At 73.8% G+C, this 24451-nt stretch carries 18 protein-coding genes and 2 pseudogenes; 8 read left to right on the top strand and 12 right to left on the bottom strand.

The features are described 5' to 3' along the window. Positions 1-97 precede the first annotated feature (97 nt). Positions 98-1741 carry a peptide ABC transporter substrate-binding protein gene (locus tag ACPXCB_RS09480; RefSeq protein ID WP_425874076.1) on the bottom strand — a complete coding sequence of 548 codons (1644 nt, stop codon included), beginning with the start codon at positions 1739-1741 and terminating at the stop codon, positions 98-100. Positions 1742-2170: 429 nt separating this feature from the next. Here ACPXCB_RS09480 and ACPXCB_RS09475 point away from each other — a divergent pair, with 429 nt between their 5' ends. Continuing rightward, complete coding sequence (locus tag ACPXCB_RS09475) at positions 2171-2353, top strand: PIG-L deacetylase family protein (protein WP_425874074.1); 183 nt, start codon at positions 2171-2173, stop codon at positions 2351-2353. Positions 2354-2499: 146 nt separating this feature from the next. Here ACPXCB_RS09475 and ACPXCB_RS09470 read toward each other — a convergent pair whose 3' ends face one another. The 3 genes from ACPXCB_RS09470 to ACPXCB_RS09460 all read right to left on the bottom strand — a co-directional run bounded on the left by ACPXCB_RS09470 (position 2500) and on the right by ACPXCB_RS09460 (position 5802). Then, positions 2500-3660 carry a Cys-Gln thioester bond-forming surface protein gene (locus tag ACPXCB_RS09470; RefSeq protein WP_425874072.1) on the bottom strand — a complete coding sequence of 387 codons (1161 nt, stop codon included), beginning with the start codon at positions 3658-3660 and terminating at the stop codon, positions 2500-2502. A 190-nt stretch (positions 3661-3850) separates the two neighbouring features. Next, positions 3851-4537: a response regulator gene (locus ACPXCB_RS09465; protein ID WP_425874070.1), complete on the bottom strand. Its 687-nt coding sequence runs from the start codon at positions 4535-4537 to the stop codon at positions 3851-3853. Beyond that, complete coding sequence (locus ACPXCB_RS09460) at positions 4537-5802, bottom strand: PspC domain-containing protein (protein WP_425874068.1); 1266 nt, start codon at positions 5800-5802, stop codon at positions 4537-4539. The genes ACPXCB_RS09465 and ACPXCB_RS09460 overlap by 1 nt, the downstream gene beginning before the upstream one ends. A 171-nt stretch (positions 5803-5973) precedes the next feature. Here ACPXCB_RS09460 and ACPXCB_RS09455 point away from each other — a divergent pair, with 171 nt between their 5' ends. The 3 genes and pseudogenes from ACPXCB_RS09455 to ACPXCB_RS09445 all read left to right on the top strand — a co-directional run bounded on the left by ACPXCB_RS09455 (position 5974) and on the right by ACPXCB_RS09445 (position 9899). Next, on the top strand, positions 5974-7614 hold the full coding sequence (locus ACPXCB_RS09455) for a PspC domain-containing protein (RefSeq protein ID WP_425874482.1): 1641 nt from the start codon (positions 5974-5976) through the stop codon (positions 7612-7614). Continuing rightward, positions 7611-7794 (top strand): annotated as a pseudogene (locus ACPXCB_RS09450) (hypothetical protein); the annotation flags it as partial. The gene ACPXCB_RS09455 and the pseudogene ACPXCB_RS09450, both read left to right, overlap by 4 nt. A gap of 851 nt (positions 7795-8645) precedes the next feature. Beyond that, positions 8646-9899: a phosphatidylserine decarboxylase gene (locus ACPXCB_RS09445; protein ID WP_425854403.1), complete on the top strand. Its 1254-nt coding sequence runs from the start codon at positions 8646-8648 to the stop codon at positions 9897-9899. A gap of 66 nt (positions 9900-9965) precedes the next feature. Here the strand turns inward: ACPXCB_RS09445 and ACPXCB_RS09440 are convergent, their stop codons facing one another. From ACPXCB_RS09440 to ACPXCB_RS09430, 3 genes are all read right to left on the bottom strand, one after another. Further along, the gene (locus ACPXCB_RS09440; protein ID WP_425874066.1) at positions 9966-10886 is read right to left on the bottom strand and encodes a CDP-alcohol phosphatidyltransferase family protein; all 921 of its coding nucleotides are present in this window, start codon (positions 10884-10886) and stop codon (positions 9966-9968) included. Positions 10887-11248: 362 nt separating this feature from the next. Next, a complete protein-coding gene (locus ACPXCB_RS09435) occupies positions 11249-12175 on the bottom strand; it encodes an NUDIX hydrolase (RefSeq protein WP_425874064.1) in 927 nt (308 codons plus the stop codon). Positions 12176-12289: 114 nt separating this feature from the next. After that, positions 12290-13237, bottom strand: coding sequence for an NUDIX domain-containing protein (locus ACPXCB_RS09430; protein WP_425874062.1), 948 nt, complete (start codon positions 13235-13237; stop codon positions 12290-12292). 144 nt (positions 13238-13381) lie between these two features. On the opposite strand from ACPXCB_RS09430, the gene ACPXCB_RS09425 reads away from it, so the two are divergent. Beyond that, positions 13382-13723, top strand: coding sequence for a PspC domain-containing protein (locus tag ACPXCB_RS09425; protein WP_425874060.1), 342 nt, complete (start codon positions 13382-13384; stop codon positions 13721-13723). A 7-nt stretch (positions 13724-13730) separates the two neighbouring features. Here the strand turns inward: ACPXCB_RS09425 and guaA are convergent, their stop codons facing one another. Beyond that, positions 13731-15287: a glutamine-hydrolyzing GMP synthase gene (gene guaA, locus ACPXCB_RS09420; RefSeq protein ID WP_425874058.1), complete on the bottom strand. Its 1557-nt coding sequence runs from the start codon at positions 15285-15287 to the stop codon at positions 13731-13733. A gap of 270 nt (positions 15288-15557) precedes the next feature. Here guaA and ACPXCB_RS09415 point away from each other — a divergent pair, with 270 nt between their 5' ends. Further along, positions 15558-16253, top strand: a complete 696-nt coding sequence (locus ACPXCB_RS09415) for a bacteriorhodopsin (protein ID WP_425874056.1) — start codon at positions 15558-15560, stop codon at positions 16251-16253. Positions 16254-16425: 172 nt separating this feature from the next. Continuing rightward, a pseudogene (locus ACPXCB_RS09410) lies at positions 16426-17259 on the top strand (Brp/Blh family beta-carotene 15,15'-dioxygenase); the annotation flags it as partial. A gap of 25 nt (positions 17260-17284) precedes the next feature. Here the strand turns inward: ACPXCB_RS09410 and ACPXCB_RS09405 are convergent. Then, the gene (locus tag ACPXCB_RS09405) at positions 17285-18982 is read right to left on the bottom strand and encodes an FAD-dependent oxidoreductase (RefSeq protein WP_425874054.1); all 1698 of its coding nucleotides are present in this window, start codon (positions 18980-18982) and stop codon (positions 17285-17287) included. A gap of 136 nt (positions 18983-19118) precedes the next feature. On the opposite strand from ACPXCB_RS09405, the gene ACPXCB_RS09400 reads away from it, so the two are divergent. After that, positions 19119-20243, top strand: a complete 1125-nt coding sequence (locus ACPXCB_RS09400) for an LCP family protein (RefSeq protein WP_425874052.1) — start codon at positions 19119-19121, stop codon at positions 20241-20243. 15 nt (positions 20244-20258) lie between these two features. Here the strand turns inward: ACPXCB_RS09400 and ACPXCB_RS09395 are convergent, their stop codons facing one another. From ACPXCB_RS09395 to ACPXCB_RS09385, 3 genes are all read right to left on the bottom strand, one after another. After that, a complete protein-coding gene (locus ACPXCB_RS09395) occupies positions 20259-21707 on the bottom strand; it encodes a M1 family metallopeptidase (protein ID WP_425874050.1) in 1449 nt (482 codons plus the stop codon). Positions 21708-21862: 155 nt separating this feature from the next. Further along, positions 21863-23272 (bottom strand): M1 family metallopeptidase, encoded by a 1410-nt coding sequence (locus tag ACPXCB_RS09390; protein ID WP_425874048.1) that lies wholly within the window; start codon positions 23270-23272, stop codon positions 21863-21865. A gap of 49 nt (positions 23273-23321) precedes the next feature. After that, positions 23322-24440: a GuaB3 family IMP dehydrogenase-related protein gene (locus ACPXCB_RS09385; protein WP_425874046.1), complete on the bottom strand. Its 1119-nt coding sequence runs from the start codon at positions 24438-24440 to the stop codon at positions 23322-23324. Positions 24441-24451 lie beyond the last annotated feature (11 nt).

The raw sequence follows: 24451 nt of genomic DNA, 5'->3' as shown, positions 1-24451 counted from the left end.
ATTGAGTGGTGATCGCGGGCGGGGGGGGGGGGGGGGGGGGGCGGCGCCCCCCCCCCCCCCCCCCCCCCCCCCCCGACCCGGGGTCAGACCGTTCGGATCAGAGCTCGACCGAGGTGAGGTCGAGTTCACCGACGTTGGAGAGCTCGATCTTCTTGATCTTCTCGGAGTGGCCGGACTGCTGACCACCGAAGTAGACCGGGATCGAGGGGACGTCCTGGTCGATGAGGGCGACCGCCTCGGCGTACTTGGCGTGCGACGCCTCCAGGCTCGGCGCGGAGGCGGCTTCCTTGGCCAGCGCGTCGACCTGCGGGTTGCTGTACTTGCCGTCGTTCGAGGAACCGCCGGTCACGTAGAGCGGGCCGATCCAGTTCTCGACGTCCGGGTAGTCCTGCTGCCAGCCGGCGCGGTACATGCCGGTCATCTTGCCGGCGTTGATGTTCTGGCGGAACACCGCGAAGGTCGGCACGCCCTCGGCGCGAGCGTTGATGCCGAGGTTCGTCTTGACCTGCTGCGCGACGGCCTCCATCCACTCCTTGTGGCTGGCGTCGGCGTTGTAGAACATGACCAGCTCACCGGTGAAGCCACCGGCCTCGGCGAGGAGCTTCTTGGCCTCGTCGACGTTGAACTGGCAGGCGGTGCAGTTGCCGGCCTTGGCGCCCGGGGTCAGCGGGTTGGCCCAGCTGTCGGCCGGCTTGCGCGAACCGAAGAAGATCTTGTCGCTGATCTCCTGGCGGTTGATCGACATCGAGACCGCGCGACGCAGCTTCGGGTTCTGGAAGCGCTTGTCGTAGATCGGGAAGGCGATGATGCCGGTCGACGGGGTGGTGGAGGAGATCGCCCGGTCGCCCAGGTCGTTCTTCCACTTGTCGCCCGCGATGGCGGAGACCGGAATCTGCTGCTGGAAGTCCAGGTTGCCGGCGAGCAGGTCGTTGTAGGCCGCCGTGTCGTCCTGGTACAGCTTGATGTTGACGTCCTTGATCTTCATCTTGTCGTTCAAGGAGTAGTCATCGAAGCGCGTCAGCTTGATCTGGACGTCGTCTTCCCACGACACGAACTTGATCGGGCCGTTGCCGATCGGCTTCTTGCCGAACGCCTCGGCGCCCTGGGTGAAGAACGCGTCCGGCAGCGGCATGAAGGTGCTGTAGCCGAGCTTGGTCGGGAACACCGCGGTCGGCGCGGCCAGGGTGACCTCGAAGGTGAAGTCGTCGACGACCTTCAGGCCGGACATCTCCTTGGCGGCGGGCTCGGGGGCCTTCTTCGGGCCCTCGGCGCCATCCGGGTCCTCGGTGTGGACCTGGTCGAAGCCCTGGATGTCGGCGAAGAAGCTGCCGTTCTGCGCGCCGTTGGGCGAGTAGGCGCCCCAGTTCCAGGCGTCCACGAAGTTCTTGGCCTTGACGACGGTGCCGTCGTGGAACTTCGTGTCCTTCTTGATCTTGATCGTGTAGACCTTGGAGTCCGACGTCTCGATCGACTCGGCGACCGCGTTGCGCGGGGCGCTGCCGTCGTTCGGGTACTCGACCAGGCCGGTCCAGATCCAGTCGATGATCGCCCCACCACCGGTCTCGGTGGTGTTCGACGGGACCAGGCCGACCTCCGGCTGAGTGCCGTCGATGGTGATCGCGCCGTCGCTGCTGGCGCCGGCGTCGCCACCGTCGCTGTCGCTGCTCGAGCAGCCGGACGCGACGAGCGCAAACGCCGCGCCCAGCGCGACCGCGCTACTTGCCCGCTTCGAGACTCTCATTCCGAGGGGCCTCCTCTTTCTGAACCTGGATCCGTCGTGGGTTTCACGCACGTATGGGGGGTGACACGTCCGGCGCCCGCAGTGCGGGAGCCGGTTTCACCGCAGTGAATTCGGGACAAGAATGATGTACCGATCCGCCGGGCCACCTCGCCCGTCGTGCTCGGCACCGCGCACACGAGACCACCACGGAGCACCGTCAACAGGCGGGTCCATGGTCGTCAGGCCGTACGGAGTGCCTCACATGAGGGGTGAGGTGCTGCCACTGTGACACCCACCGGCCCGTTCCGTGAAGGTGCCGTTATCAAGCCGTTAGTTGGTCGCCACGTTGCCGATACCCGAAAAAAGATCATTATGTACGCGGGTCGTACCGCTCTGAGCAGGAAAGACACGGTTCGGAGGGGGTCTACCCCCGGCGTGGGGTCGGCGGCTGTGAGCTTCCCCGCGTCCGCTCCGGCGCTCTCCGACGTCGGCCGGGCGTTGGCCGTTTTTGCCCATCCGGACGATGGCGGCTTCGGCTGTGCGGGCACCATCGCCACCTGGGTGGCCGAGGGTGTCGACGCCTCGTACCTGCTCGTCACCCACGCGACTCCGGAGGGTGCGGAGCCGAGGTGAGGCGGCCGCGGGAGGAGCAGCGGGCGACGTACGGCAGGGCGGTATCCGCGACGGACGCCCGCCCGGAGCGTGCACCGGCTTAACGGACTCCGGCCCCGGCACCGCGCGGGGCGGTACCGGGGCCGGGGCCGTTGAGCGGGCGTCGATCAGGCCGTGAAGCGCAGCTTGCGACGGCGGAACAGCAGCACGGCGACCGCGCCGGCGGCCAGCAGCGCCACGCCGGCGGCGATCGCGGCGGCGATCGGGGAGCCGGTCAGCGGCAGGTCACCACCGCTGCTCACGGGCGAGGTCGACGGGGCCGGGCTGTCGACCGGGGCGCTCGGCGACGGCGACTCCGCCGGGGCGCTGGGCGACGGCGACTCCGCCGGGGCGCTCGGCGACGGCGACTCGGCCGGGGCGGCGGCGAACGCGGCCTCAGCCTTGGCGCTCACGGTGGCGCCGGTGCTGCCACCGAGGATCAGCTTCTGCGCGGCACGCTCGCCGGTGAAGAGGAACACCCGGCCGAAGGAGACCGAGTCCTGGGCGGAAACGGTCACCTTCACCTCGCCGGCGCCGTCCGCGGCCAGCCAGAACTGGCCGCCGTTGGTGGTCTTGGTGACCGGCTTGCCCTCGGCGTCGACCGCCGAGCCGCCGTCGACCGCGACGGTGATCTCGCCCGCCGGGCCCTTGACGGTGAAGGGGCCGGCCTTCTCGCCGACGGTGGCCTTGGCGCTCGCCGGGTCGACGCTCAGCTCGGCCTTCGGCTCGGGCTGGTCGGTGGCGTTGGCGACCAGGTAGTCGTGGACCTTCTTGACCACGTCGTACTGCTTCTCGCCGAGCAGCTTCCCGTTGTCGACCCAGTCACCCAGCTTGACGCCGTCGCTGAAGTTCCAGATGGCGGTCTGGGTGCCGAAGTAGAGCAGCTTGTCGGCGTCGGCCTTCGCCGGGGCGGTGGCGCCGGCGGCGGCCAGCAGCTTGGCGGCGTCGGCGTTCGGGTAGCCGTGGGTCAGCACCCACTGCACCTTGCCGAGGTTCTTCACCTGAGACTCGTCCCAGGTGCCCTCCTTGTACTTGCCGTCGATCGCCACGTTGGTGTGGTAGTCGATGCAGAAGGCGGGGACGAGCTTTCCGTCGATCTTGAGTGCCAGGGCACCGGTGCTCTTCGGCTGCCCGTTGAGCATGAGCGTGACGTTGCTGCCCTTGACCGACTTGGCGACGCCGGTCTTGTCGGCGGCGGCGGCCGGCGCCACCGCGCCGAGTGCCAGCGCGCCGCCGGCGACGGTCGCCAGGGCGATCCGCGCCCAGCGCCGTCCTCGTTGTCCGAACATCAGATTCGTGCACCTCTCCCCAGGGGTGACCCGCGCACGGCGGGTTGCGTGAAGCCGCCGTTCCCGCGGGATGTGCACCACCCGCACGCGAGAACGCGACGGGGCATTATGTGACGGGAGTTGGACGCTTGTCAGCCCCTGTGGGCCGCATTCGTCGGTTCCGTCCCATATGACGGGGAAAAGAATTGGATCACACGAGCCGGCGGTCGGCCGCCCAGCGGGACAACTCGTACCTGTTGGACATCTGGAGCTTGCGAAGCACGTTGGACACGTGCGTCTCCACCGTCTTGATGGAGATGTAGAGCTCCTTGGCGATCTCCTTGTAGGCGTACCCCCGGGCGAGCAGCCGCAGCACCTCGCGCTCGCGGTTGGTGAGCTGGTCCAGCTCCGGGTCGGCCACCGGGGCGTCGGGACGGGCCGCGAACGCGTCCAGCACGAACCCCGCCAACCGGGGGCTGAACACGGCGTCGCCATCGGCCACCCGGCGGACCGCGGCGGCCAACTCCTCCGCGGAGATCGTCTTCGTGACGTAGCCCCGCGCGCCGGCCCGGATCAGCCCGATCACGTCCTCCGCCGCGTCCGAGACGCTCAGCGCCAGGAACTTGACCTGCGGGTGGGTACGCCGCATCGCCTCCAGCACCGCCCGGCCGCCGCCGTCGGGCATGTGCACGTCGAGCAGCACCACGTCGGGCAGCGTGGCGGCGATCCGGGTGACCGCCTCGGCGACGGTGCTCGCCTCGCCCACCACCTCGACGTGCGCGCCCAGCTCGGCGCGGACCCCCGCGCGGAACATGGCGTGGTCGTCGACGAGGAAGACCCGCAGCCGCTCGGCGCGGGCAGGCGCCCCCTCGACCGGTTCCATCGACTGCTCGGTCATCACTTGTCCCTCTCCGCCGTTGCCGGGTCACGGGTGATCGGCAGGATCAACCGGACCTCGGTCCCTTCCCCCGGCCCGGAGCGGATCTCCGCCCGGCCGCCGTGCCGCTTCATCCGCCCGATGATCGAACCCCGGACCCCGTGCCGGTGATCCTCCACCGTATCCGGGTCGAAGCCCTTCCCCCGGTCCCGGACGAAGACGCTGACCTGATCCGGCTCGACCTCGGCGTAGAGCGAGACGGTCTGCACCCCGGCGTGCCGGGCGGCGTTCACCAGCGCCTCGCGGGCGGCCGCCACCAGCGCGCCGACCCGCTCGTCGGTCTCCCGGTCGCCGACCACCACCGCCTCCACCGTGATCGCGAACGTGTCCTCGACCTCGGCGGCGGCCTGCTCCAGGGCGGCGGCGAACCGCTCGGTGGGCGAGCCGGTGGGCTTGTAGAGCCAGTTGCGCAGCGAGCGTTCCTGCCCCCGGGCGAGCCGCTGGACGGTCTTCACGTCGCTCGCGTTGCGCTGGATCAGGGCCAGGGTGTGCAGCACCTGGTCGTGCACCATGGCGGCCAGCTCGGCCCGTTCCTGCTCCCGGATGCGCCCCTCGCGCTCCGACCGGAGCTGGTTGTACGTCCGCCACAGCACCGGCGCGGCCACGACGCCGACCCCGGCGAGCCCGACCAGGGCGAAGATCACGCCGTTGAGCACGGCGTCGAAGTTCTGCGCCGGGGAGTACACCGCGGCGACGCCGATGATGCCCACCGCGACCAGCACCCCGCCGCCGATGAACCGGAGCACGAAGGCCCGCCGGTCGCTCTCCTCCACCACCGCGCCCAGCCAGGGCACCGGCATGGAGTCGCCCCACTGCCGCCGCCGCTCCGGCGCCGACTGGTGCCAGATCACCCCGGCGCCGACCGCGATGATCGCGACCAGCCAGCCGGCGGTGCCCGCCGCCCCGACCGAGTCGAAGACCATCACCTGCACCAGGAGCACGCCGAGGCCGATCGCCACGAACGGCAGCAGCTGGGCGACGTCCCTGCGGGCCGGTACGGCGGTGTCGCCCGGGCGCAGCGGCACGACCGCCCAGAAGGCCGCGTAGAGCAGCAGGCCGAGCCCGCTCAGCCCCAGCAGCACCATGAAGGCGACCCGTACCCGCAGCACCGAGATGCCGAGGTGGTCGGCGATGCCGGCCGCCACCCCCGCGGCCATCCGGTGCTCGGGTGCGCGGTAGAGGCGGGGTGGCTGGGTCACGACGCTGATCGGAGACTCCCTGGTCACGGCGGGCACGGAGCGGGCGACGGTCCGTCGCCGGCGTCGGATCGATCGTCACACGGCGCACCGGGGCCCGACCACGGGGACGCCCCCGACATTCGGGCCGCCGGGATCTCAGGGTGGGGTCAGGGTCGGGTCCGGAGGCCGTCCGGCGGGTCGGGGCAGCAGGATCGAGGCATGACCGAGGAAGCTGCCCAGCCCGCCGACCCCAGGGCCGCTCAGCCGGGTGGGCCACCGCCGACCGCGACACCGCCCGCCGGCTCCGCGGCGCCGCCCCCCGTGGCCGCGCCGCCCCCCGCCGGGGACGCGGGTGGGACACCACCGCCCGGCGCCGGGCCGGGCCCCGGACCGCAGCCGTCGTTCGGCGGCGCCGGCTTCACCTCGCGGTACGGGCTGGTGCGCCCCCGCGACGGCCGCTACCTGGCCGGCGTCTGCGCCGCCATCGGCCGGGCCACCAACACCGACCCGGTCCTCTGGCGGGTGCTGCTGGCGGTGCTCGGCTTCTTCGGCGGCATCGGCATCCTGGTCTACGTCACCGCCTGGCTGATCATCCCGGGCGAGGGGGACAGCGCCTCTCCCGTCGAGTCCATGCTGGGCCGGGGCCGGTCCAGCATGTCCCCGGTCACGGTGATCGTGCTGAGCATCCTGGTCGCGATCAGTTTCGGCTACATCGTCACGGACGCGTTCCGGGCGGTGCTGCTCGGCGCCACGATCCTGATCGGCGGCGCGCTGCTGCTGAACCGCGACAACAGGGCCGCCCAGGGCGCGCCGGTCGGCCCCGTCCCGCCCGTTCCGCCCGGGCCGGTGCCACCGGTCGGCCATCCCGCCCCGGTCGCGTACGCGGCCCCGCCGACCGTGGCCGTGGTCCCCGGGGCGGGCCCGGTCCCGGCCCCGCCGGCGACCGTCGCCCAGCCCGCCTGGAGCGCCCCGGTCTCATCACCGACGGCCGAGCTGCCCGCCTGGCCGCCGGCCGCCCCGACCCCGCCCGCCCGTCCACCCGCGGGTACGCCGACCGTCGGCTGGCCCCCGGCAGCGCCCACGTCCGGCTGGCCCGCCGCGACCTCGGGCGCACCGGGACCGGGCCACCCGGCGTCCCCGCCCCGGCCCCCGGGCTACCGGCCCCCGTTCGCCCCGCACGGCCCGTACGCCGGGCAGACCGTCGTGCCGCCCGCACCGCGCAAGCCGCCGAAGCCGCCGAAGCGACCGCGTGAGCGCTCCCCGCTCGGCGCGGTGACGTTCTCGCTGATCTTCCTCGCCCTGGGCCTGGTCGCCATCGTCGACCTGCTGGACGTCTACGACATCGGGGCGTCGGCCTACTTCGCCGCCACGCTGGCCACCATCGGGCTCGGCCTGCTGGTGGGCACCTGGTTCGGACGGGCCCGCTGGCTCATCGCGCTCGGCGTGGTCGCCGCCGCCGCGCTCGGGGTGGCCACCGTGGCCGAGTCCTACGACCGGATCCGGGGCGTCGACGGCAACGTCACCTGGGCGCCCACCGGCCACCGCGACCTCGCCGACCGGTACGAGAACAGCTTCGGCGACACCGTCCTGGACCTGCGCGCGGTCGACTTCGACAAGAAGCACACCGAGGTGACGGTCTCCGTCAACTTCGGCGAGTGCACGGTGGTGGTGCCGCCGAACGTCGACGTCACCACGGTGGCCGACGTCAACGCCGGCGACGCGGTCGTCTTCGGCAAGCGCTCCGGCGGGCTGGCGGGCGAGCTGCGGGAGACGACCGACCTGGGTCCGGACGGCCCCGGCGGCGGCACGCTGCGCCTCTACATCCACGTCAACGCCGGCAACCTGGAGGTGACCCGGTGAAGGCCCACCGCACCGACATCGTGTCCTTCGCCTTCGGGCTGATCTTCCTCGGTCTCGCCGCGTGGTGGCTGCTCGCCCAGTTGCTCGGGCTCGCCCTTCCGCCGGTCGGCTGGTTCCTGGCCGGCGCGCTGATCCTGATCGGCCTGCTGGGCCTGCTGGGCGCGCTGCGCTCCGGGCGGTCCGGCGGCGCGCCCACGCCCAGCGACGCCCCCTCCGACGCCGCCCTCACCGACGCCACCGCCTCCGACGCGGTCGCCCCGGACACGGTCGCGCCCGTCTCCACCCCGCCGGGCGCGCAACCGGCGGGCCGGACGACGGACCGGCAGGCCACCGAGATCGATCCGACCCGCTGGGACCTCGACCGGCCCACACCGGCCGACGAGCCGACGGCGTGGGGCGGCCGACGCTCCGACTGGGGCGAACCGACCGACTGGGGCACGCGGTCCGAGTGGGACGTCTCCGCGCCGACGACCGGCGCACCGACGACGGCCGGACGACCGCCGAGCGGACAGCCGACGGAGGAGCCGACGACCACCGGACAGCCGACGGAGGAGCCGACGACCACCGGACAGCCGACGGAGGAGCCGACGACCACCGGGCAGCCGGCGGAGGGGCCGACGGCCGGCGGGGCGACCACGGAGAACGTGACGACCGCCGGGCCGACGACAGGCAGGCAGACGACGGGCGGGCCGACGACGGGTGGCCTGCGGGCCGGGGACGAGGCCGACGAGTGGCCGACGGAGGCCGTCACCGACGTCCGGCCCGAGGCGGTCGAGGACCGCGCCGCCGACGAGGACGCCCGGTCCCGGCGGACCGACGGGCCGCCGGCCGGTGGGGAGCACCCGCGCGGCTGACCACAGCGGTGCGGCCGTCGTCGGCGGCGGCTTATGCTGGCCGTGGAGAACTCGCCTCCGCCGGCCGGCCCGCGCCGACCTGGCCGCCGCACCGACCTGGTCGCCGCGCCGGCCGGACGCGCCGCCGTGGCGGTCCCGCCGCGATTCCCGTCTCTACCCGTCAGGAGTCCGTCCGACATGACGCAGTCCCCCGCCGTGCGCACCTTCGGCCGGTCCGGTCCGGTCCGCATCGGCGAGCGAGCCGCCCGTACCCTCGTCTCCGAGCTCGCCCGGATCAACGATCCGAAGGCCGCGCTGCTGGTCGGCGCGACGCCCGAGTCCGCGGTGCTGACCGCGGCGATCGACGCGCTGCTGCCCGGCGACACCCTCACCCTGGTGCCCGCCGGGTCGGCCTCCCCGGCGGCCCTCCGGGAGCACGTCACCGCCCAGGGCCGCTGGGTGGCTGACCGGGTCCGCGTGGTCGACACCCTCGCCGAGGCCGAGCCGGCTGCGGTGGTCGTCGCCGCGGAGCCGCTCACCGGCACGGCCGACGAGACCCGCGCCGCCGTGGAGGGCCTGACGAAGTACCTCGCCGACGGCGCGGTGCTGAGCGTGGCCACGACCGCGACGCCGGGGCGTACCGCGGGCGCCGCCGCCGAGCTGGACCGGCAGGGCGCGCTGTACGGCGTCGGGGTCGACCTGGTGCTGCGCAACACGCCGCCGCTGCGGGTGTACCGGCTCCGCTACACCCCGGCCGACGCCGCGTCGGCGGCCCGGCTGGCCCCGGCGTACCGCCCGTCCAGCGTCCCGCTGACCCGGGGGATGCACATCGACTCCAACGGGGTGGCCGCGGCCGGCATCGCGCTGGGCCTGGCCGCGGTGGCTCGGGCGACCCGGCCGAAGTCGAAGCTCTGGCTGCTCCCGGCCCTGGCCGCGGCCCCGGTGGCCGCCTTCTTCCGGGACCCGGAGCGCGACGTGCCGGAGGACTCGTCGGCGGTGGTCGCCTCGGCCGACGGTCGGGTGCTGTCCGTGCAGCGGCTGCACGACGAGCGCTTCGGCGAGGGCGAGTGGCTGCGGATCGCGGTCTTCCTGTCGGTGCTGGACGTGCACGTCAACCGTGCCCCGGTGGCCGGCAAGGTGGTCGACTACTTCGTCGCCGACGGTGGCTTCGCCAACGCGATGAAGCCGGCGGCGGAGCACAACGTGGCCGCGTACACGGTGCTGGACACCGCGCGCGGCACGGTGGTCGTGGCGCAGCGCACGGGTCTGATCGCCCGGCGGATCGTGCAGCGGGCGCCGATCGGCGCGCTGCTGGCCCGGGGCGAGCGCTTCGGCCTGATCCGGTTCGGCTCGCGCACCGACGTCTACCTGCCGGCGGACGCGGCGGAGCCGCTGGTCGGCCCCGGGGACAAGGTCGTCGGGGGCTCGACCGTCATCGCCCGCTGGCGCTGAGGCCCGGCCGGACGACACGAAGAAGGGGCGCCGCGCAATCGCGGCGCCCCTTCTCGCGTACGTGTCTCAGGCGGTGCGGCGCTGACGCAGCCAGAGCACGGGGCCGCTGACCAGGTAACCGACCACGATCAGGGCGAAGGTGAGCCGGATGTCGATCAGCGCGCCGATCACCGGGGCCAGCCACAGCCACGGCGGCAGCTTCAGCAGCCGGGCGAGCTTCGCGTAGGGGAAGCTGGAGACCATGGCGAAGGCGAGCAGCGCCACGCCGGCGACCAGGACGATGCCCGGCACCGGCAGCCCGATGGCGACGGTCAGGGCGAGCACGGCGGCGGCCATGGTGGTGGGCACGCCGCAGAAGAACCTGCCGTCCTTCGGCGAGACGTTGAACCGGGCGAGCCGGATCGCCGCGCACGCCGCGACGAGGGCGCAGGCCACCGCGGCGGCCGGCGTGGAGACCGAACCGGCCAGCGAGGCGTAGACCACCACGGGGGCGGCGAGGCCGAACGAGCACATGTCGGCCAGCGAGTCCATCTGCGCCCCGAACGGGCTGGCCACGCCGAACTTGCGGGCGAGCGCGCCGTCGAGGCCGTCGAAGACGACGCAGGCGATCAGGCAGAGCGCGGCGACGCGCACCTCGCCCTGCATGGCCAGGAAGATGGCCAGCATGCCGAGCATCAGGCTGCTGAGTGTGCAGGCGTTGACCACCGCGAACTTCATCCGGCGAGCGACTGTCCGCTCGCCCGGAAGCAGCGGGATCGACATCGCCGACTCGTCGTCGACCGGGGTCGTGGGGCCGAGCGCGGGGCTGACCGGGACGATCGAGGCGACGTCGGCGCGCTCGACCCGGGTGAGTCCGTAGCGGCGTCGCGGCCGGTCGGCGTAGCGGTGCTCGGGCATCGAGAGGTCGTTGGTCGCGTGCAGGTCGCCGTCGCGGCGTCCCACCCGGACCAGCAGCACCTGCCGGGCGAGCGTGCTGCTGCGGCGCAACGGGCCCGCCCAACGACGCCCTGCGGGACGCGGACTGTCAGTGGTACGACGCCGGCGCCATGGGGCTCTCGGCACGTTTCCTCCATCACCGGATCGGTTTACCGTCGCGAGGGCGGCTGTCCGGCTGTCTCGTGCCGGACCTCTCTGGCCCGGCAGCCGTTTTGCGGAGTACACCATCGCATAGGGGAACGGGGGTTGGCGATAGCTGCCGGCGGTACTTATATCTGGTCTAACCGCGCGAACCGCTCTCTTATTCCCATCTCGGGCTCCATCGCCCGTTTCCTCCACCAACCCCACATCGAATGTACCGGACCCCGTCTCCACCGGCTCGGTGAGCGAGTGCCGGGGGCACCGATGTCCGGTTACGGACGCTCGTCGGCAGGGGCATTGGCCAGCGCCAGTGCGGCGATCCCGGTCAGCGGCAGCCCGGCGAGACTCTCCGGGGTGAACCAGTCCGCGCGGGCGGTGGAGCCGCCGGCGAGCTCGGTCACCCGCGGCTCCGTGGGCGCGTCCACCGACACCCGGTAGAGCACCCGGATGCCGTGCCAGTCGAGCGGGCGCCCCTCCGGGCCCAGCGCGGCCGGGTTGTGCAGGTTGTCGACGCCGACCAGCTCGACCACCCGACCGAGCTGGCCGGACTCCTCGACCAGTTCGCGCAGCAGCCCGGCGACCGGCTGCTCGCCGTGGTCGGTCCCGCCACCGGGCAGGTGCCACCGACCGGCGCCCGGGTAACCGTCGGCGACCATGGTGAGCAGCACCCGGCCGGCAGGGTCGGTGACCAGCCCGTACGCCCCGAAGCGTTGCCTCCGGTCGGACGGGAGCGCGGCGGCGGGCTCGGTCGCCGACGAACGGGGCAGGTCGGACGGCAGGGGCGACACGGGCACGCCGAGCAACTCGGCGGTGAACGGCATGAGCGGCACCGCCGCCGCTTCGTCGGTCGTGAACCAGCCCAGCTCGTCGGTGCCGCCGGCCGGCTCCGGCCGGGGTTCGCCGCCTCGCACGGTGACTTCGAAGACCACGCGGTCGGTGTGCACCGCGACATCGGCGTCACGGAAGGTCGTCACGTCGGCGGACACCGCCCGCAGGCCGGTCACCTCGATGGCGAGGCCGGTCTCCTCGGCGAACTCGCGGACCACCGCGTGCGCCGGGTGCTCCGCGTGTTCGAGGCCTCCGCCGGGCACCTGCCAGACGCCCGGGACCGGGCACAGGGCGGAACCCCGGACCAGCAACACCCGCCCGTCCGCGCCCCGGCACACCCCGTACGCGCCGACCCGCCGCCGCTTCTCCACCCGCTCGCACTCCCCCGCCCGCGCCGACCCGTTCCGTCGATCATGAGGTTAGTCGCAGCGGGTCCGGCGTGCCGCCCGGTCGACCTCGTGATCAAGGAACAGGACGACGGGCGGTCAGGCCAGGCGGGCGGCCTGGACGGCTTCCGCCGTCACCTCGGTCAAGCGGTCGGTGGGGAGGGCGCCCAGTTCCTCGCGACCGAACCAGCGGGCCTCGCAGGTGGAGCCGCCGACGTCGGCGACGGTGGGCGGGGCCGGCTTGTCGACCACGACCCGGTAGAAGGCGCGGACGCCGTGCCAGTCGATCGGGTAGCCCTCGGGGCCGAGGGAGGCCGCGTCCCGGTGGCTGGCCACCCCGAGCAGCTCGACGAGGCGCCCGGTCTGCCCGGTCTCCTCGACCAGCTCCCGGATCAGGCCCGCGCCGGGCTGCTCGCCGTAGTCGGTGCCGCCGCCGGGCAGGTGCCAGCAGCCCGCGCCCGGGTAGCCGTCGGAGACCCGGGTCAGCAGCACCCGGTCGTCCGGGTCGGTCACCACGGCGTACGCGGCGAAGCGCTGGGCCCGGTGCAGCCCGTCGGGGCCGGGCACGGCGTAGAACGAGGGGAACTCCGGCGCCTCGTCCGGGACGATGTCGGCGGACGAGGCGGGCAGGCCCAGGGCCCGCGCGGTGAACGAGCGCAACGGCAGCTCGCGGGCCTCCGCCGGGGTGAACCAGCGGACCAGGTCGGTCGGCCGGTCGACCCGGTCGGCGAGCGTCCCGCCCCGGACCGAGACCTGGTAGATCAGGCGGTCGGTGTGGATGGTGATGCCCCGCTCCGGCAGCGCCCGCATGTCGGCGAGCACGTCGTGCAGGCCCGCGACGGTGACGGAGAGGCCGGTCTCGGCGGCGGTCTCCCGGACGACGGTGTGGTGCGGGTCCTCACCGTGGTCGACCGCCCCGCCGGGCAGCGACCACGTGCCGGGGGTGCCGGAGCGCTCCGATGCGCGGACCAGCAACACCCGGCCGACTGAATCAGCACAAACTGCGTATGCCGCGATCCTGCGGAGCGGCTCCAGCATGGTGGTCACGGGGGCAAATTCTCCCCCGCCCGGGTTACCTCCATCGAAAAGAGTCAGATTCCTGACTGAATGCTCGCGCCTCAGGGGCGGGTCAGGGTAGGGATCCGGGCGGTCACCGAGGACGGCCCGACGACCGGCGCGGACCGTGGAGACATGACCTACACCGCCCCTCCCCAGCCCCCGTACAAGCAGCTCCGTCGCCCCGTCACGGACCGGATGATCGCCGGAGTGGCCAGCGGCCTCGGCCGGTACTTCGCCGTCGACCCCACCCTGGTCCGGGTGGTCTTCGCGGTCGCCGGCCTGCTCACCGGCGGGCTCGCGCTGCTCGCGTACCCGATCATGTGGTTCCTGATGCCCGAGGAGCCGGCCGACGCGCCCGCCTGGCCGCACCCGGCGCAGGCCCCGCCGCCCACGGTGGCGCAGCCGACCGTGGCGCCGCCCGCGCAGCCGACCGTGGCGCCGCCCGCGCCGCCGACCTACCCGCCGGCCGCGTGAGGCGGGATCACTCCCACTCGATCGTGCCCGGCGGCTTGCTCGTGACGTCCAGCACCACGCGGTTGACCTCGGCGACCTCGTTGGTGATCCGGGTGGAGATCCGCGCCACCACCTCGTAGGGCAGCCGGGACCAGTCGGCGGTCATGGCGTCCTCGCTGGAGACGGGCCGCAGCACCACGGGATGCCCGTAGCTGCGGCCGTCGCCCTGCACGCCGACGCTGCGCACGTCGGCCAGGAGCACGACGGGGAACTGCCAGACACCCCGGTCCAGGCCGGCGGCGGTGAGCTCCTCGCGGGCGATCAGGTCGGCCCGCCGGAGCAGGTCGAGCCGCTCCCGGTCGACCGCGCCGATGATCCGGATGGCCAGGCCCGGGCCCGGGAACGGGTGCCGCCAGACCATCGCCTCGGGCAGGCCGAGCTGGAGGCCGAGCGCCCGGACCTCGTCCTTGAACAGCGTGCGCAGCGGCTCGACCAGCGCGAACTTCAGATCCTCCGGCAGGCCGCCGACGTTGTGGTGGCTCTTGATGTTGGCGGTGCCGGTGCCGCCGCCGGACTCCACCACGTCCGGGTAGAGGGTGCCCTGGACGAGGAACTCGACGTCGCCGTGGGCGGCGATCTCCCGCGCCGCGGCCTCGAAGACCCGGATGAACTCCCGACCGATGATCTTGCGCTTCTGCTCGGGGTCGGTGACCCCGGCCAGGGCGCCGAGGAACCGGTCGGCCGCGTCGACCACCTTGAGCTTGATGCCGGTGGCGGCGACGTAGTCCTTCTCCACCTGCTCGGCCTCGCCGGCGCGCAGCAGGCCGTGGTCGACGAAGACGCAGGTGAGCTGGTCGCCGACGGCCTTGTGCACCAGCGCGGCGGCGACGGCCGAGTCGACCCCGCCGCTCAGCCCGCAGATGACCTCCTTGTCGCCGACCTGCTCGCGGATCCGGGCGACCTGCTCGTCGATGATGTTCTCGGGCGTCCAGGTCGGCGCGATGCCGGCGATGTCGTGCAGGAAGCGGCGCAGCATCTCCTGGCCGTGCGCGGTGTGCCCGACCTCCGGGTGGAACTGCACGCCGGCCCGGCGGCCGGCCACGTCCTCGAACGCGGCGACCGGCGCGCCCGCCGACTCGGCGGTGACCGTGAAGCCCTCGGGGGCCTCCGTCACGCAGTCGCCGTGGCTCATCCACACCGGCAGGTCGGCCGGCAGGTCGCGGAGCAACACGCCGGGGTCGAGCAGGCGGGGGCGCAGCGGGGTGCCGCCGTACTCGCGGTTGCCGGTGCGGGCCACCGTGCCGCCGAGCGCCTGGGCCATCGCCTGGAAGCCGTAGCAGATGCCGAAGACCGGCACTCCGGCCTGGAACATGCCGGCGTCGATCTGCGGGGCGCCCGGCGCGTAGACGCTGGACGGGCCGCCGGAGAGGATGATCGCCGCCGGGTCCTTCGCCAGCATCTCGGCGACCGGCATCGAGTGCGGCACGATCTCGGAATAGACGTTGGCCTCACGCACCCGACGCGCGATGAGCTGGGCGTACTGGGCTCCGAAGTCCACCACGAGGACGGGGCGAGGCGTGCTCATGGCAGCAAATCCTACCGACGGCGCCGCCGCGCCCCCCGCCGGTCCGCCCCCACGCCACCGCCTCGACGGAGGTGACGTCGGCCACCGTACGGGCGGTCCGCCGCACCACCGCCCCACCGGGGGAGCCATTAGGGCCATGTGCGGCTTTTGCTCCGATACGGTGTCGGTACTGCCCGACGCGGGGCACGCGAGATCTCCGGCGGGTGCGGGCGTGCGCCGCCAGGATCGTCGGAAGCCGCAGCCGGGCGGGGTGTCGGCCGAGGAGTCAGCATGACCGAGTGGTGGCTGTGGATGTACGTCGCCGCCATGGCGGGTGGAGTCGTGCTGTTCACCCGGTGGCGAGCGGACCCGCGGGGAGTCCCGCTCAGCGAGTACCGGGTCGCGATCGCGATTCCGATCTGGTCCGGCTCCTGGTACCTGGTCCAGGCGCTGGGCGGCGGCCGGGTGGAGGTGGCCGGTCACACGCTCTACTGGGCGCGGTACGTCGACTGGGCCGTCACCGCCCCCCTGCTGCTGGTGGCGCTGATGTTGACGGCGACGCACTCCCTGCCCGGGCGCTGCTGGGGACTGACGAGCGTCCTCGTCGGGACGAACCTGGTGGTCTTCCTCAGCGGGCTGGCCGCCGAGCTCACCAAGGACGCCACCATCCGCTACACCCTGTTCACGATCGGGGTGTTCGCCTTCCTCGGGATCTACGGCCTGGTCTGGGGACCACGCACCCACGCGCACCGCCAGCCGGAAGGGATCGCGGCGGTGTACACGGAGGCCGCCCTGGTGCTCAGCGTGCTCTGGGTGGGGTATCCACTGTTCTGGATGCTCGGCCCCACCGGTGTCGGCCTGCTCAGCTCCGCCACCACCAGCCTGCTCTTCGTCCTGCTCTCCATCCTGACGAAGGTGGGCTGGAGCATCCTCGATCTCGGCCGGCTACGCGCCCTGTCCAACCGTGGTCACCTCACCGTCGTCTGACCCGGCCACCGGAGCCGGCCCCCGGGTGCCGGCGTCGGACGACCGGGTGCCCGCCCGGACCCGACGGCCGCCGGCGCGCACGACCGGCGCGGCGGCGGGCCCGGGGCGGCCGGACCGGCTGCTGCGGCGCGCCGGGGCCGCCTCGCAGCTCGCGCTCGGCGGGTTGCTGGCGATGTCGCCGCTGATCGACGCCGCCGGGCCGGGCGGCTCGCCGGCTTTCCTGGTCGCGGGGCTGCTCCTCGGGCTGCCGCACGGCGCGGTCGACCATCTCGTGCCCGCCCGGCTGTCGGCGCGCGCCCGGCCGCTGTCGGCGCGTGTGGCGCTGCTGGCGGTCTACACCGCCGTGGCCGGTGCCGGGCTGGCGGCCTTCCGCGCCGCGCCGGACCTGACGCTGGTCGGGTTCCTCCTCGTGTCGGTCGTCCACTTCGGCACCGCCGACGTGGCGTTCCACGCCGAGCGGGACCGCCGGCCGATCCGGGCGAGGGTGCCGGCCGTGCTCGCGTACGGGGGACCGCCGGTGGTCGTCCCGTTGGCGCTGTGGCGGGACCAGGTCGACCCGTTGCTGGCGGCGGTGGCACCTCGGGCGCCGGTGCTGCTCACCGTCGAGGTGCGGGCGCTGGCGCTGGCCACCGTGCTGGGCGCGGTCGCGGTCACCGCGATCCGGGCCGCCCGCTCCGGACGCGCCCGCGACGCCGTCGAACCCGTCCTCCTCGCCGGGTTCTTCGGCACCGTGCCGCCGGCCCTGGCCGTGGGGGCGTACTTCGCGGCCTGGCACTCCTGCCGCCACGTCGCCCGGTTGCTGCGGCACGACCCGCGCAACACGGCCGACCTGGCGGCCGGACGGGTCGGACCGCCGCTGCGGCGCTTCGCCCGGCAGGCGGCAGCTCCCACGGCGGTGGCGGTCGCCGCGCTGATCGCCCTGGTCACCTGGCCCGGCCACCGGTCGGACCCGCTGCCCGCGACGTTCGCCGTGCTGGCCGCGCTGACCCTCCCGCACGCGGTGCTGGTCGCCTGGGCGGACCGGGCCCTGGTCAGCTGCGCAGGGCGCCGGGGGCGCCGGCCGGCACCGCCGGGAGGCGCGGTGGCACCGGCTCCAACCGGCGGTACGGCTCACCGAGCAGCGGCCTCGGGTCCGCGTCGCCCTTGTTGGGCCAGAAGGACATCGCGCGTTCCGCCTGGGCGGTGATGGTCAGCGACGGGTTCACCCCGAGGTTCGCCGAGACCGCCGCGCCGTCGACCACGTGCAGCCCCGGGTGGCCGAACACCCGGTGCCACGGGTCGATCACGCCGTCGGCCGGGGTGGCGCCGATCACCGCTCCGCCGAGGATGTGGGCGGTCATCGGGATGTCGAACGGCTCGGTCAGGGCGCCGCCGGGCGTACCGCCGATCTCCTCGGCCAGCAGGCGGGCCGCCTGGTTGCCGGCCGGGATCCAGGTCGGGTTGGGCGCGCCGTGACCCGGCCCGGAGACCAGGTGCCGGCCGAACGGGCCGCGCCGCAGCCGGGTGGTCAGCGAGTTGTCCACCGACTGCATGACCAGGGCGATCACCGTCCGCTCCGACCAGCCGCGCACCGACAGCAGCCGGGCCGCCGTGCCGGGCTGGCGCAACAGGATCCCCAGCCAGCGGCGGACCCGGCGCGGCCCGCCGTCGACCAGCAGCGACTGGAGCAGGCCCATCGCGTTCGAGCCCCGGCCGTAGCGGACCGGCTCGACGTGGGTCTGCGGGTCGGGGTGGAACGAGCTGGTGATCGCCACCCCCTCGGTGAAGTCGAGCCCCTCGGCGCGGGCCTGCCGGCGGGGCACCGAGGCGCCGAGGATCGCCTCCGAGTTGGTCCGGGTCAGCTCGCCGAGGCGGGGCGAGAGCGCGGGCAGGGCACCCTCCGCCTTCATCGCGTGCAGCAGCCGCTGGGTGCCGAGCGCGCCGGCCGCGAAGACCACCTGGTCGGCGTGGATCACCTGCCGCCGCGCGCGCAGCCAGGCCCCCGTGCGCACCGTGTGCACCGCGTATCCGCCGTCGCCGGCCGGACGGACGGCCGTGACCGTCGTCAGCGGGTACACCCGCGCGCCGAGGCGCTCGGCCAGCCAGAGGTAGTTCTTGACCAGCGTGTTCTTCGCGCCCTGCCGGCAGCCGGTCATGCACGCGCCGCAGTGCGTGCAGCCGGTGCGCTCCGGCCCGGCGCCACCGAAGTAGGGGTCGGTGGTCCGCTGGCCGGGGCGGCCGATGAACACGCCGACCGGGGTGGCGTGGTGGGTGTGCCCCACCCCCATCCGGTCGGCCACCGCCCGCATCGCCCGGTCCGCGCGAGTGACGAGCGGGTACGTGGTGGCGCCGAGCATCCGCTTCGCCTGGTCGTAGTGGCCGGCCAGTTCGTCGCGCCAGTCGGTGACGTCCCGCCACTGCGGGTCGGTGTAGAAGGCGTCCAGCGGCTCGTAGAGGGTGTTCGCGTAGACCAGTGAGCCGCCGCCGACCCCGGCGCCGGAGAGCACCAGCACGCCGCCGCCGGCCTTCCGGTCGGCCGGGCGGAGCAGGGTGAGCCGCTGGAGGCCGTAGCAGCCGAGGCGGGGCGCCCACAGGAAGCGCCGCAGCCGCCAGGAGGTCTGCGGGAACTCGTCGTCGGCGAAGCGACGTCCGGCCTCCAGCACCCCGACCGAGTAGCCCTTCTCGGCCAGCCGGAGCGCGGTGACGCTGCCGCCGAAGCCGGACCCGATGACGAGCACGTCGTACCGCATGACCGCATCATTACCGCTCGGTAGCCATCGCGCCAGCGCCCGATTTCGCGGGATCATGCTCCGGTCCACGATCCCGGAGGCGCCCGCCCGCAACTCGGCGCCCCCGTCGAGGCGTTGTCATCACCGGGGGTGTCGCATGACTCAGCGGACAGGGGCGCCACGCCCACGATGGGTGCTGGGGCTGGCCGCCCTGGCGGCCGTGGTCCTGGTGGCCGTGGGCGCCCTGGTCGTCACCCGGCTCGTCCGCGACGACGGGCCGCAGCGCGCGATCGGGCCGACGGGCGCCACCGGGACGCCGCAGGCGAGCCCCACCCCGAGCCCGAGCCCGACCGCGCCGCCGGGCGCCGGCATCACCGGCCCGCTCAACCTCCTGCTCGTCGGGGTGGACACCCGGGTCAGCGTGCCGGGCTGGGAGCCGCACGGCGACGCCGTGCTGGTGCTGCACGTGCCGAAGGGACTCGACCGGGCGTACCTCTTCGCCCTCCCCCGCGACCTGCTGGTAGACATCCCGGCCTTCCCGAAGGCCGGCTACCGCGGCGGCAGGACCAAGCTCACCCACGCGATGAGCTACGGCAGCCGGGTGCCCGGCAGACCGAAGCAGCCGAGCACCGCCCAGGGGTACGAGCTGCTGCGCAGCACGGTCAGCGGCTACACGGGGCTGCGCTTCGACGCCGGCGCCGTGCTCACCTTCAACGGCTTCGACCGGCTGGTGGACAGCCTCGGCGGGGTGGACCTCTACGTCGACCAGCGGGTGGTCTCGCTGCACCGCCGCCCCGACGGCCGGCACCGGGAGCCCGCGCCGGGCGGTGGCGGCTACAGCGGGCCACAGATGGTCTACGAGAAGGGCGAGCGGCACCTCACCGGCTGGCAGGCGCTGGACTACGCCCGGCAGCGCTACGTCACCGGCGGCGGCTACGCCCGACAGCGCCACCAGCAGCAGCTGATCAAGGCGCTGGCCACGAAGATCCTCGGCGAGGACCTGGCCCGGCAGCCGGAGCGCGTCCAGCAGGTGGTCGACGCGCTCGGCGACACCCTGGTCTACGCGGGCGGGCCGCGCGTCGTGGACGTCGCGTACGCCCTCGGCGGTCTCACGCCGGAGAAGTTCGTGCTGGTCGACCTGCCCGGCGCGGGCGTCGGCAGGGGCAGCGCCTACCGGGGCGAGGAGCTCACGCAGACCGGGCGGAAGTTCCTCACCGAGCTGCGCGCCGGCCGGGCCGACGCCTACCTCGCCGCCAACCCGAAGTTGCGCGTCACGCGCTGAGCGCCGTCACCGCGGCTAGGGACGGTCCGGCCGCTGCTTGCCGTACAGCCACGCCTCGAAGAGGTCGCCGAGCTGCTTGCCCGAGACCCGCTCGGCCAGCGCGACAAACTCGGCCGTGGTCACGTTCGCGTCGCGCTTCTGCGCCGCCCAGGTCTTCAGGATCTCGAAGAACGCCTTGTCGCCGACGGCCACCCGCAGCGCGTGCACGGTCATCCCGCCGCGCTGGTAGACCGACTCGCTGAACAGGTTCGCCACCCCCGGCTCGCCCGGCGGCGTCCGCCACACCTGGCCCGAGGAGCCCGCGTACCGGGCGTCGAACTCCTGCTGGACGGTGCGCCCGCCGTCGTGCTCGGCCCACAGCCACTCGGCGTACGTGGCCAGGCCCTCGTTGAGCCAGATGTCCTGCCACCTCGCCAGCGACACGCTGTTGCCGAACCACTGGTGCGCCATCTCGTGGGCGACCACGGCCGTGTTCTCGCCGCGGGAGAAGAAGCTCGCGGAGTAGACCGGGCGGCTCTGCGTCTCCAGGGCGTACCGGATCCGGGCGTCGGAGATCACCACGCCGCCGTACGCCTCGAACGGGTACGGCCCGAAGACGCTCTCCAGGTAGTCGGTCACCTTGACCGTGTCGGCGATCGACCGGTCCGCCGCACCCCGGGGCAGGTCGGTGGTGACCGCGTGGAACACCGGCCGTCCCTTGTGCTCGCCCTCGGTGATCCGGAACTTCCCGATGACCACGGTGCTCAGGTAGCTCGCCATCGGGCTGCGCTCGGCCCACTTCCAGGTGGTCCAGTCGCCGGTGGTGCTCTTTCCCGCCGGCACACCGTTGCTGACCGCCGTCAGCCCCTTCGGCACGGTGATCTCGAAGTCGTAGGTGGCCTTGTCCGAGGGATGGTCGTTGACGGGGAACCACGTGCTCGCCGACTCGGGCTGGCCGAGCGCGATCGCCCCCTCGTCGGTGTGCAGGAAGCCGCCGCTGCCGAGGATCTCGTTGCGCAGCGGCTCCGGCTTGCCGTCGTACGCGATCTCGACGACGAAGCCGTTGCCCGCGATCAGGCCACGGGCCGGAGTCACGACCAGCTCGTCGCCCTTGCGGCCGTACTTCGCCGGGGCCCCGTCCACCGTCACGGACCGCACGGTCAGCCCGGCCAGGTCCAGGTTGAACGCCGACAGGTCGCCGGTCGCCGCCGCCTGCACGGTGGTGGTTCCGGTCAACCGGTCCTCCGCCGGGTCGTAGCGCACCTTGACCGTGTAGCGGCTGACGTCGTACCCGCCGTTGCCGTAGGTCGGGAAGTAGGCGTCGCCGGTGCCGGCCGCGCCGAGGAGGAACTGGCGCGGCACGGCCGGCGCGGCGGCGCTCGGGGCCGGAACCGGTTCCTCGGCCGACCCGCAGCCGGCCAGCCCCAGCATCCCGGCCAGTAGCAGGCCGGTGCCCGCGCACAGCGTCCGCCGCGACAGCGTCATCGCCTCTTCTCCTCCCTGCGTCGCCGGCTGCCCCACCGGCGAGCGTGGTGGACCCGCGCCGGCCGGTGCCGCCGGCCCCGCCGCACGGAGGCGGGCGGGCAGGCGGTGCCGCGCCGGGTCCGGCCGCAGCCTACCGAGCGCCGGCGGGAGCCGCGTCAGGGCAGTGCGGGGGCGCTCCCGCCGACGAGCCAGGCGTCGAAGACCGGGCGCAGGGGCGTGCCGGCGACCCGCTCGGCCAGGGCGATCAGGTCGTCGGTGGTGGCGTTGCCGTCGCGCCGCTCGGCCGTCCAGGTCCGCAGGATGCGGAAGAACGCCTCGTCGCCGACCGTGCGGCGCAGCGCGTGCACGGCGAGCGCGCCGCGCTTGTAGACGGCCGCACCGAACAGCCGGGACCGTCCGGGGTCGACGGACGGCCGGGACCAGTCGGTCGCCGCGTACTCCACCTCGAAGTTGCGCTGCGCGGTGCGACCGCCGTCGTGCTCCTCCCACAGCCACTCCGCGTAGCTGGCGAAGCCCTCGTTGAGCCAGATGTCGCTCCACCGGCTCAGCGCCACGCTGTTGCCGAACCACTGGTGGGCCAGCTCGTGCGCGACCACCCCCGGGTTGGGTCGCCCGCCCCGGAAGAAGCCCGGCCCGTAGACCGGTCGGGACTGGGTCTCCAGCGCGTAGCCGATCCGGGCGTCGGTGACCACGACGCCGCCGTAGGAGTCGAACGGGTACGGCCCGAAGCGGCTGGCCAGAAAGTCGGCGATCTCGCCGGTGCGGGCCAGCGAGGCGGCCTCCGGCCCGTCCTCCGGCAGGCTCGCCGGCACCGCCGTGACCATCGGCCTGCCGGCGTGCGTGCCGCTGCGCACCCGGTAGTCGCCGATCACCAGGGTCGTCAGGTAGCTGGCCATCGGCGACCGCTCGGCCCAGCGCCAGGTGGTCCAGCCGGCGGCGCTGGTCCGCTCCCCCGGCACCCCGTTGCTCAGCGCGGCCAGCCCGTCCGGGACGGTCACCTCGATGTCGTACGTGGCCTTGTCGGAGGGGTGGTCGTTGACCGGGAACCAGGTGGCCGCCGACCAGGGCTGGCCGAGGGCGATCGCGCCGTCGTCGGTGTGCAGGAAGCCGCCGCTGCCGAGCTGCCCGTCGGCCCTGGCCGCCGGCACGCCGGAGTAGTCCACCTCGACGACGAACCGGGCGCCCCGGGGAAGGCCGTCGCGCGGGGTGACCACCAGCTCGTCGCCGTCGCGGGCGGACCCGGCCGGTCGGCCGTCGACGGCCACCCGCGACACGTCCAGCCCCGCGAGGTCCAGGTTGAACCGGGACAGCCCGGTGGTCGCGGTGGCCGTCAGCGCGGCCCGCCCGGCGAGCCGGTCGGTCGCCGGGTCGTAGCGGACCGCGAGCCGGTAGCCCGCCACGTCGTAGCCGCCGTTGCCGGCCCCCGGCGCGTACGGGTCGCCGAGGTCGGTCGCCCCGGGCCGGAAGCCGCCCCGCTCGTCGCCGCTCGTGCAGGCCGGGGACACCAGGGCCGCGACGACGGCGACGGCGAGCGCGGGGCGGATCCGACGGCGGGTACGACGCACCGGCCGAGCCTATCGGCGCGGCCGGTGCGGGTGGTGCTGCTTGCGCAGGTCAGCGGTCGAGGACCAGGCCGACCTTCTGGAACTCCTTCAGGTCGCGGTAGCCGCACTTGGCCATCGCGCGGCGCAGGCCACCGAAGAGGTTGAGCTGGCCGTCCGGCTCGTCGGCCGGGCCGAAGAGCAACTGCTCCATCGAGCCGAGCGGCTCGCCGGCGGTCTCGAACGCGCCCCGGGGCAGCGACGGGTGGCTGGCGGCGGAGTGCCACCAGGCGCCACCGGCCGGCGCCTCGGCGCAGAGCGACAGCGGCTCGCCGAGCATCACCGCGTCGGCGCCGCAGCCGAGGGCCTTGGCGATGTCGCCCGAGGTCTGGATGTCGCCGTCGGCGATCAGGTGCACGTACCGGCCGCCGGTCTCGTCGAGGTAGTCCCGGCGGGCCGCCGCCGCGTCGGCGATCGCGGTCGCCATCGGCACCCGGATGCCCAGCACCGACTCGGTGGTGGACCACTCGTCGCCGCCGATGCCGACGATGACGCCGGCCGCCCCCGTACGCATCAGGTGCAGCGCGGTCTTGTAGTCGGTGCAGCCGCCGACGACGACCGGGAGGTCCAGGTCGGCGATGAACTCCTTGAGGTTCAGCGGCTCGTCGGTGGTCGAGACGTGCTCGGCGGAGACGATGGTGCCCTGGATGACGAGGATGTCGACGCCGGCGTCGAGGATCACCGGGGCCAGCGCCAGGGTGTGCTGCGGGGAGACCCGCACCGCCACCGTGCCGCCGCCGGCGCGCAGCTCGCGGACCCGCTCGGCGATCAGGTCGGGGCGGATCGGCTCCGCGTAGACCTCCTGGAGCCGCTTCGTGGCGCGGGCGTCCTCGTCGAGCCCGGACAGCTCCTCCAGGACCTTGGTCGGGTTCTCGTAGCGGGTCCACAGGCCCTCGACGTTGAGCACGCCGAGGCCGCCCAGCTGGCCGAGCCGGACGGCGGAGGCCGGGCTCATCGTCGCGTCCGACGGGTGTCCGACGCAGGGAATGCCGAACTGGTACGCGTCGAGCTGCCAGGCGGTGGAGACGTCGTCGACGTCCCGGGTCCGGCGGCTCGGCACGATGGCGATGTCGTCCAGGTGGTAACCGCGCTGCGCGGTCTTGCCCAGCCCGATCTCGACCACGTCACGCATGGGGGACTCCA

The organism is Micromonospora sp. DT62, from assembly GCF_049847285.1.
Classification (GTDB): domain Bacteria; phylum Actinomycetota; class Actinomycetes; order Mycobacteriales; family Micromonosporaceae; genus Micromonospora; species Micromonospora reichwaldensis.
The sequence above is the reverse complement of the archived record's forward strand: the minus strand, read 5'-3'. Positions and strand labels throughout refer to the sequence as shown.

Coding starts and splice junctions, on each gene's coding strand:
- guaA (WP_425874058.1), bottom strand. CDS start 15,287: ATGAGCACGCCTCGCCCCGTCCTCGTGGTGGACTTCGGAGCCCAGTAC.
- ACPXCB_RS09480 (WP_425874076.1), bottom strand. CDS start 1,741: ATGAGAGTCTCGAAGCGGGCAAGTAGCGCGGTCGCGCTGGGCGCGGCG.
- ACPXCB_RS09425 (WP_425874060.1), top strand. CDS start 13,382: ATGACCTACACCGCCCCTCCCCAGCCCCCGTACAAGCAGCTCCGTCGC.
- ACPXCB_RS09415 (WP_425874056.1), top strand. CDS start 15,558: ATGACCGAGTGGTGGCTGTGGATGTACGTCGCCGCCATGGCGGGTGGA.
- ACPXCB_RS09470 (WP_425874072.1), bottom strand. CDS start 3,660: ATGTTCGGACAACGAGGACGGCGCTGGGCGCGGATCGCCCTGGCGACC.
- ACPXCB_RS09385 (WP_425874046.1), bottom strand. CDS start 24,440: ATGCGTGACGTGGTCGAGATCGGGCTGGGCAAGACCGCGCAGCGCGGT.
- ACPXCB_RS09395 (WP_425874050.1), bottom strand. CDS start 21,707: ATGACGCTGTCGCGGCGGACGCTGTGCGCGGGCACCGGCCTGCTACTG.
- ACPXCB_RS09465 (WP_425874070.1), bottom strand. CDS start 4,537: ATGACCGAGCAGTCGATGGAACCGGTCGAGGGGGCGCCTGCCCGCGCC.
- ACPXCB_RS09400 (WP_425874052.1), top strand. CDS start 19,119: ATGACTCAGCGGACAGGGGCGCCACGCCCACGATGGGTGCTGGGGCTG.
- ACPXCB_RS09445 (WP_425854403.1), top strand. CDS start 8,646: ATGACGCAGTCCCCCGCCGTGCGCACCTTCGGCCGGTCCGGTCCGGTC.
- ACPXCB_RS09405 (WP_425874054.1), bottom strand. CDS start 18,982: ATGCGGTACGACGTGCTCGTCATCGGGTCCGGCTTCGGCGGCAGCGTC.
- ACPXCB_RS09455 (WP_425874482.1), top strand. CDS start 5,974: ATGACCGAGGAAGCTGCCCAGCCCGCCGACCCCAGGGCCGCTCAGCCG.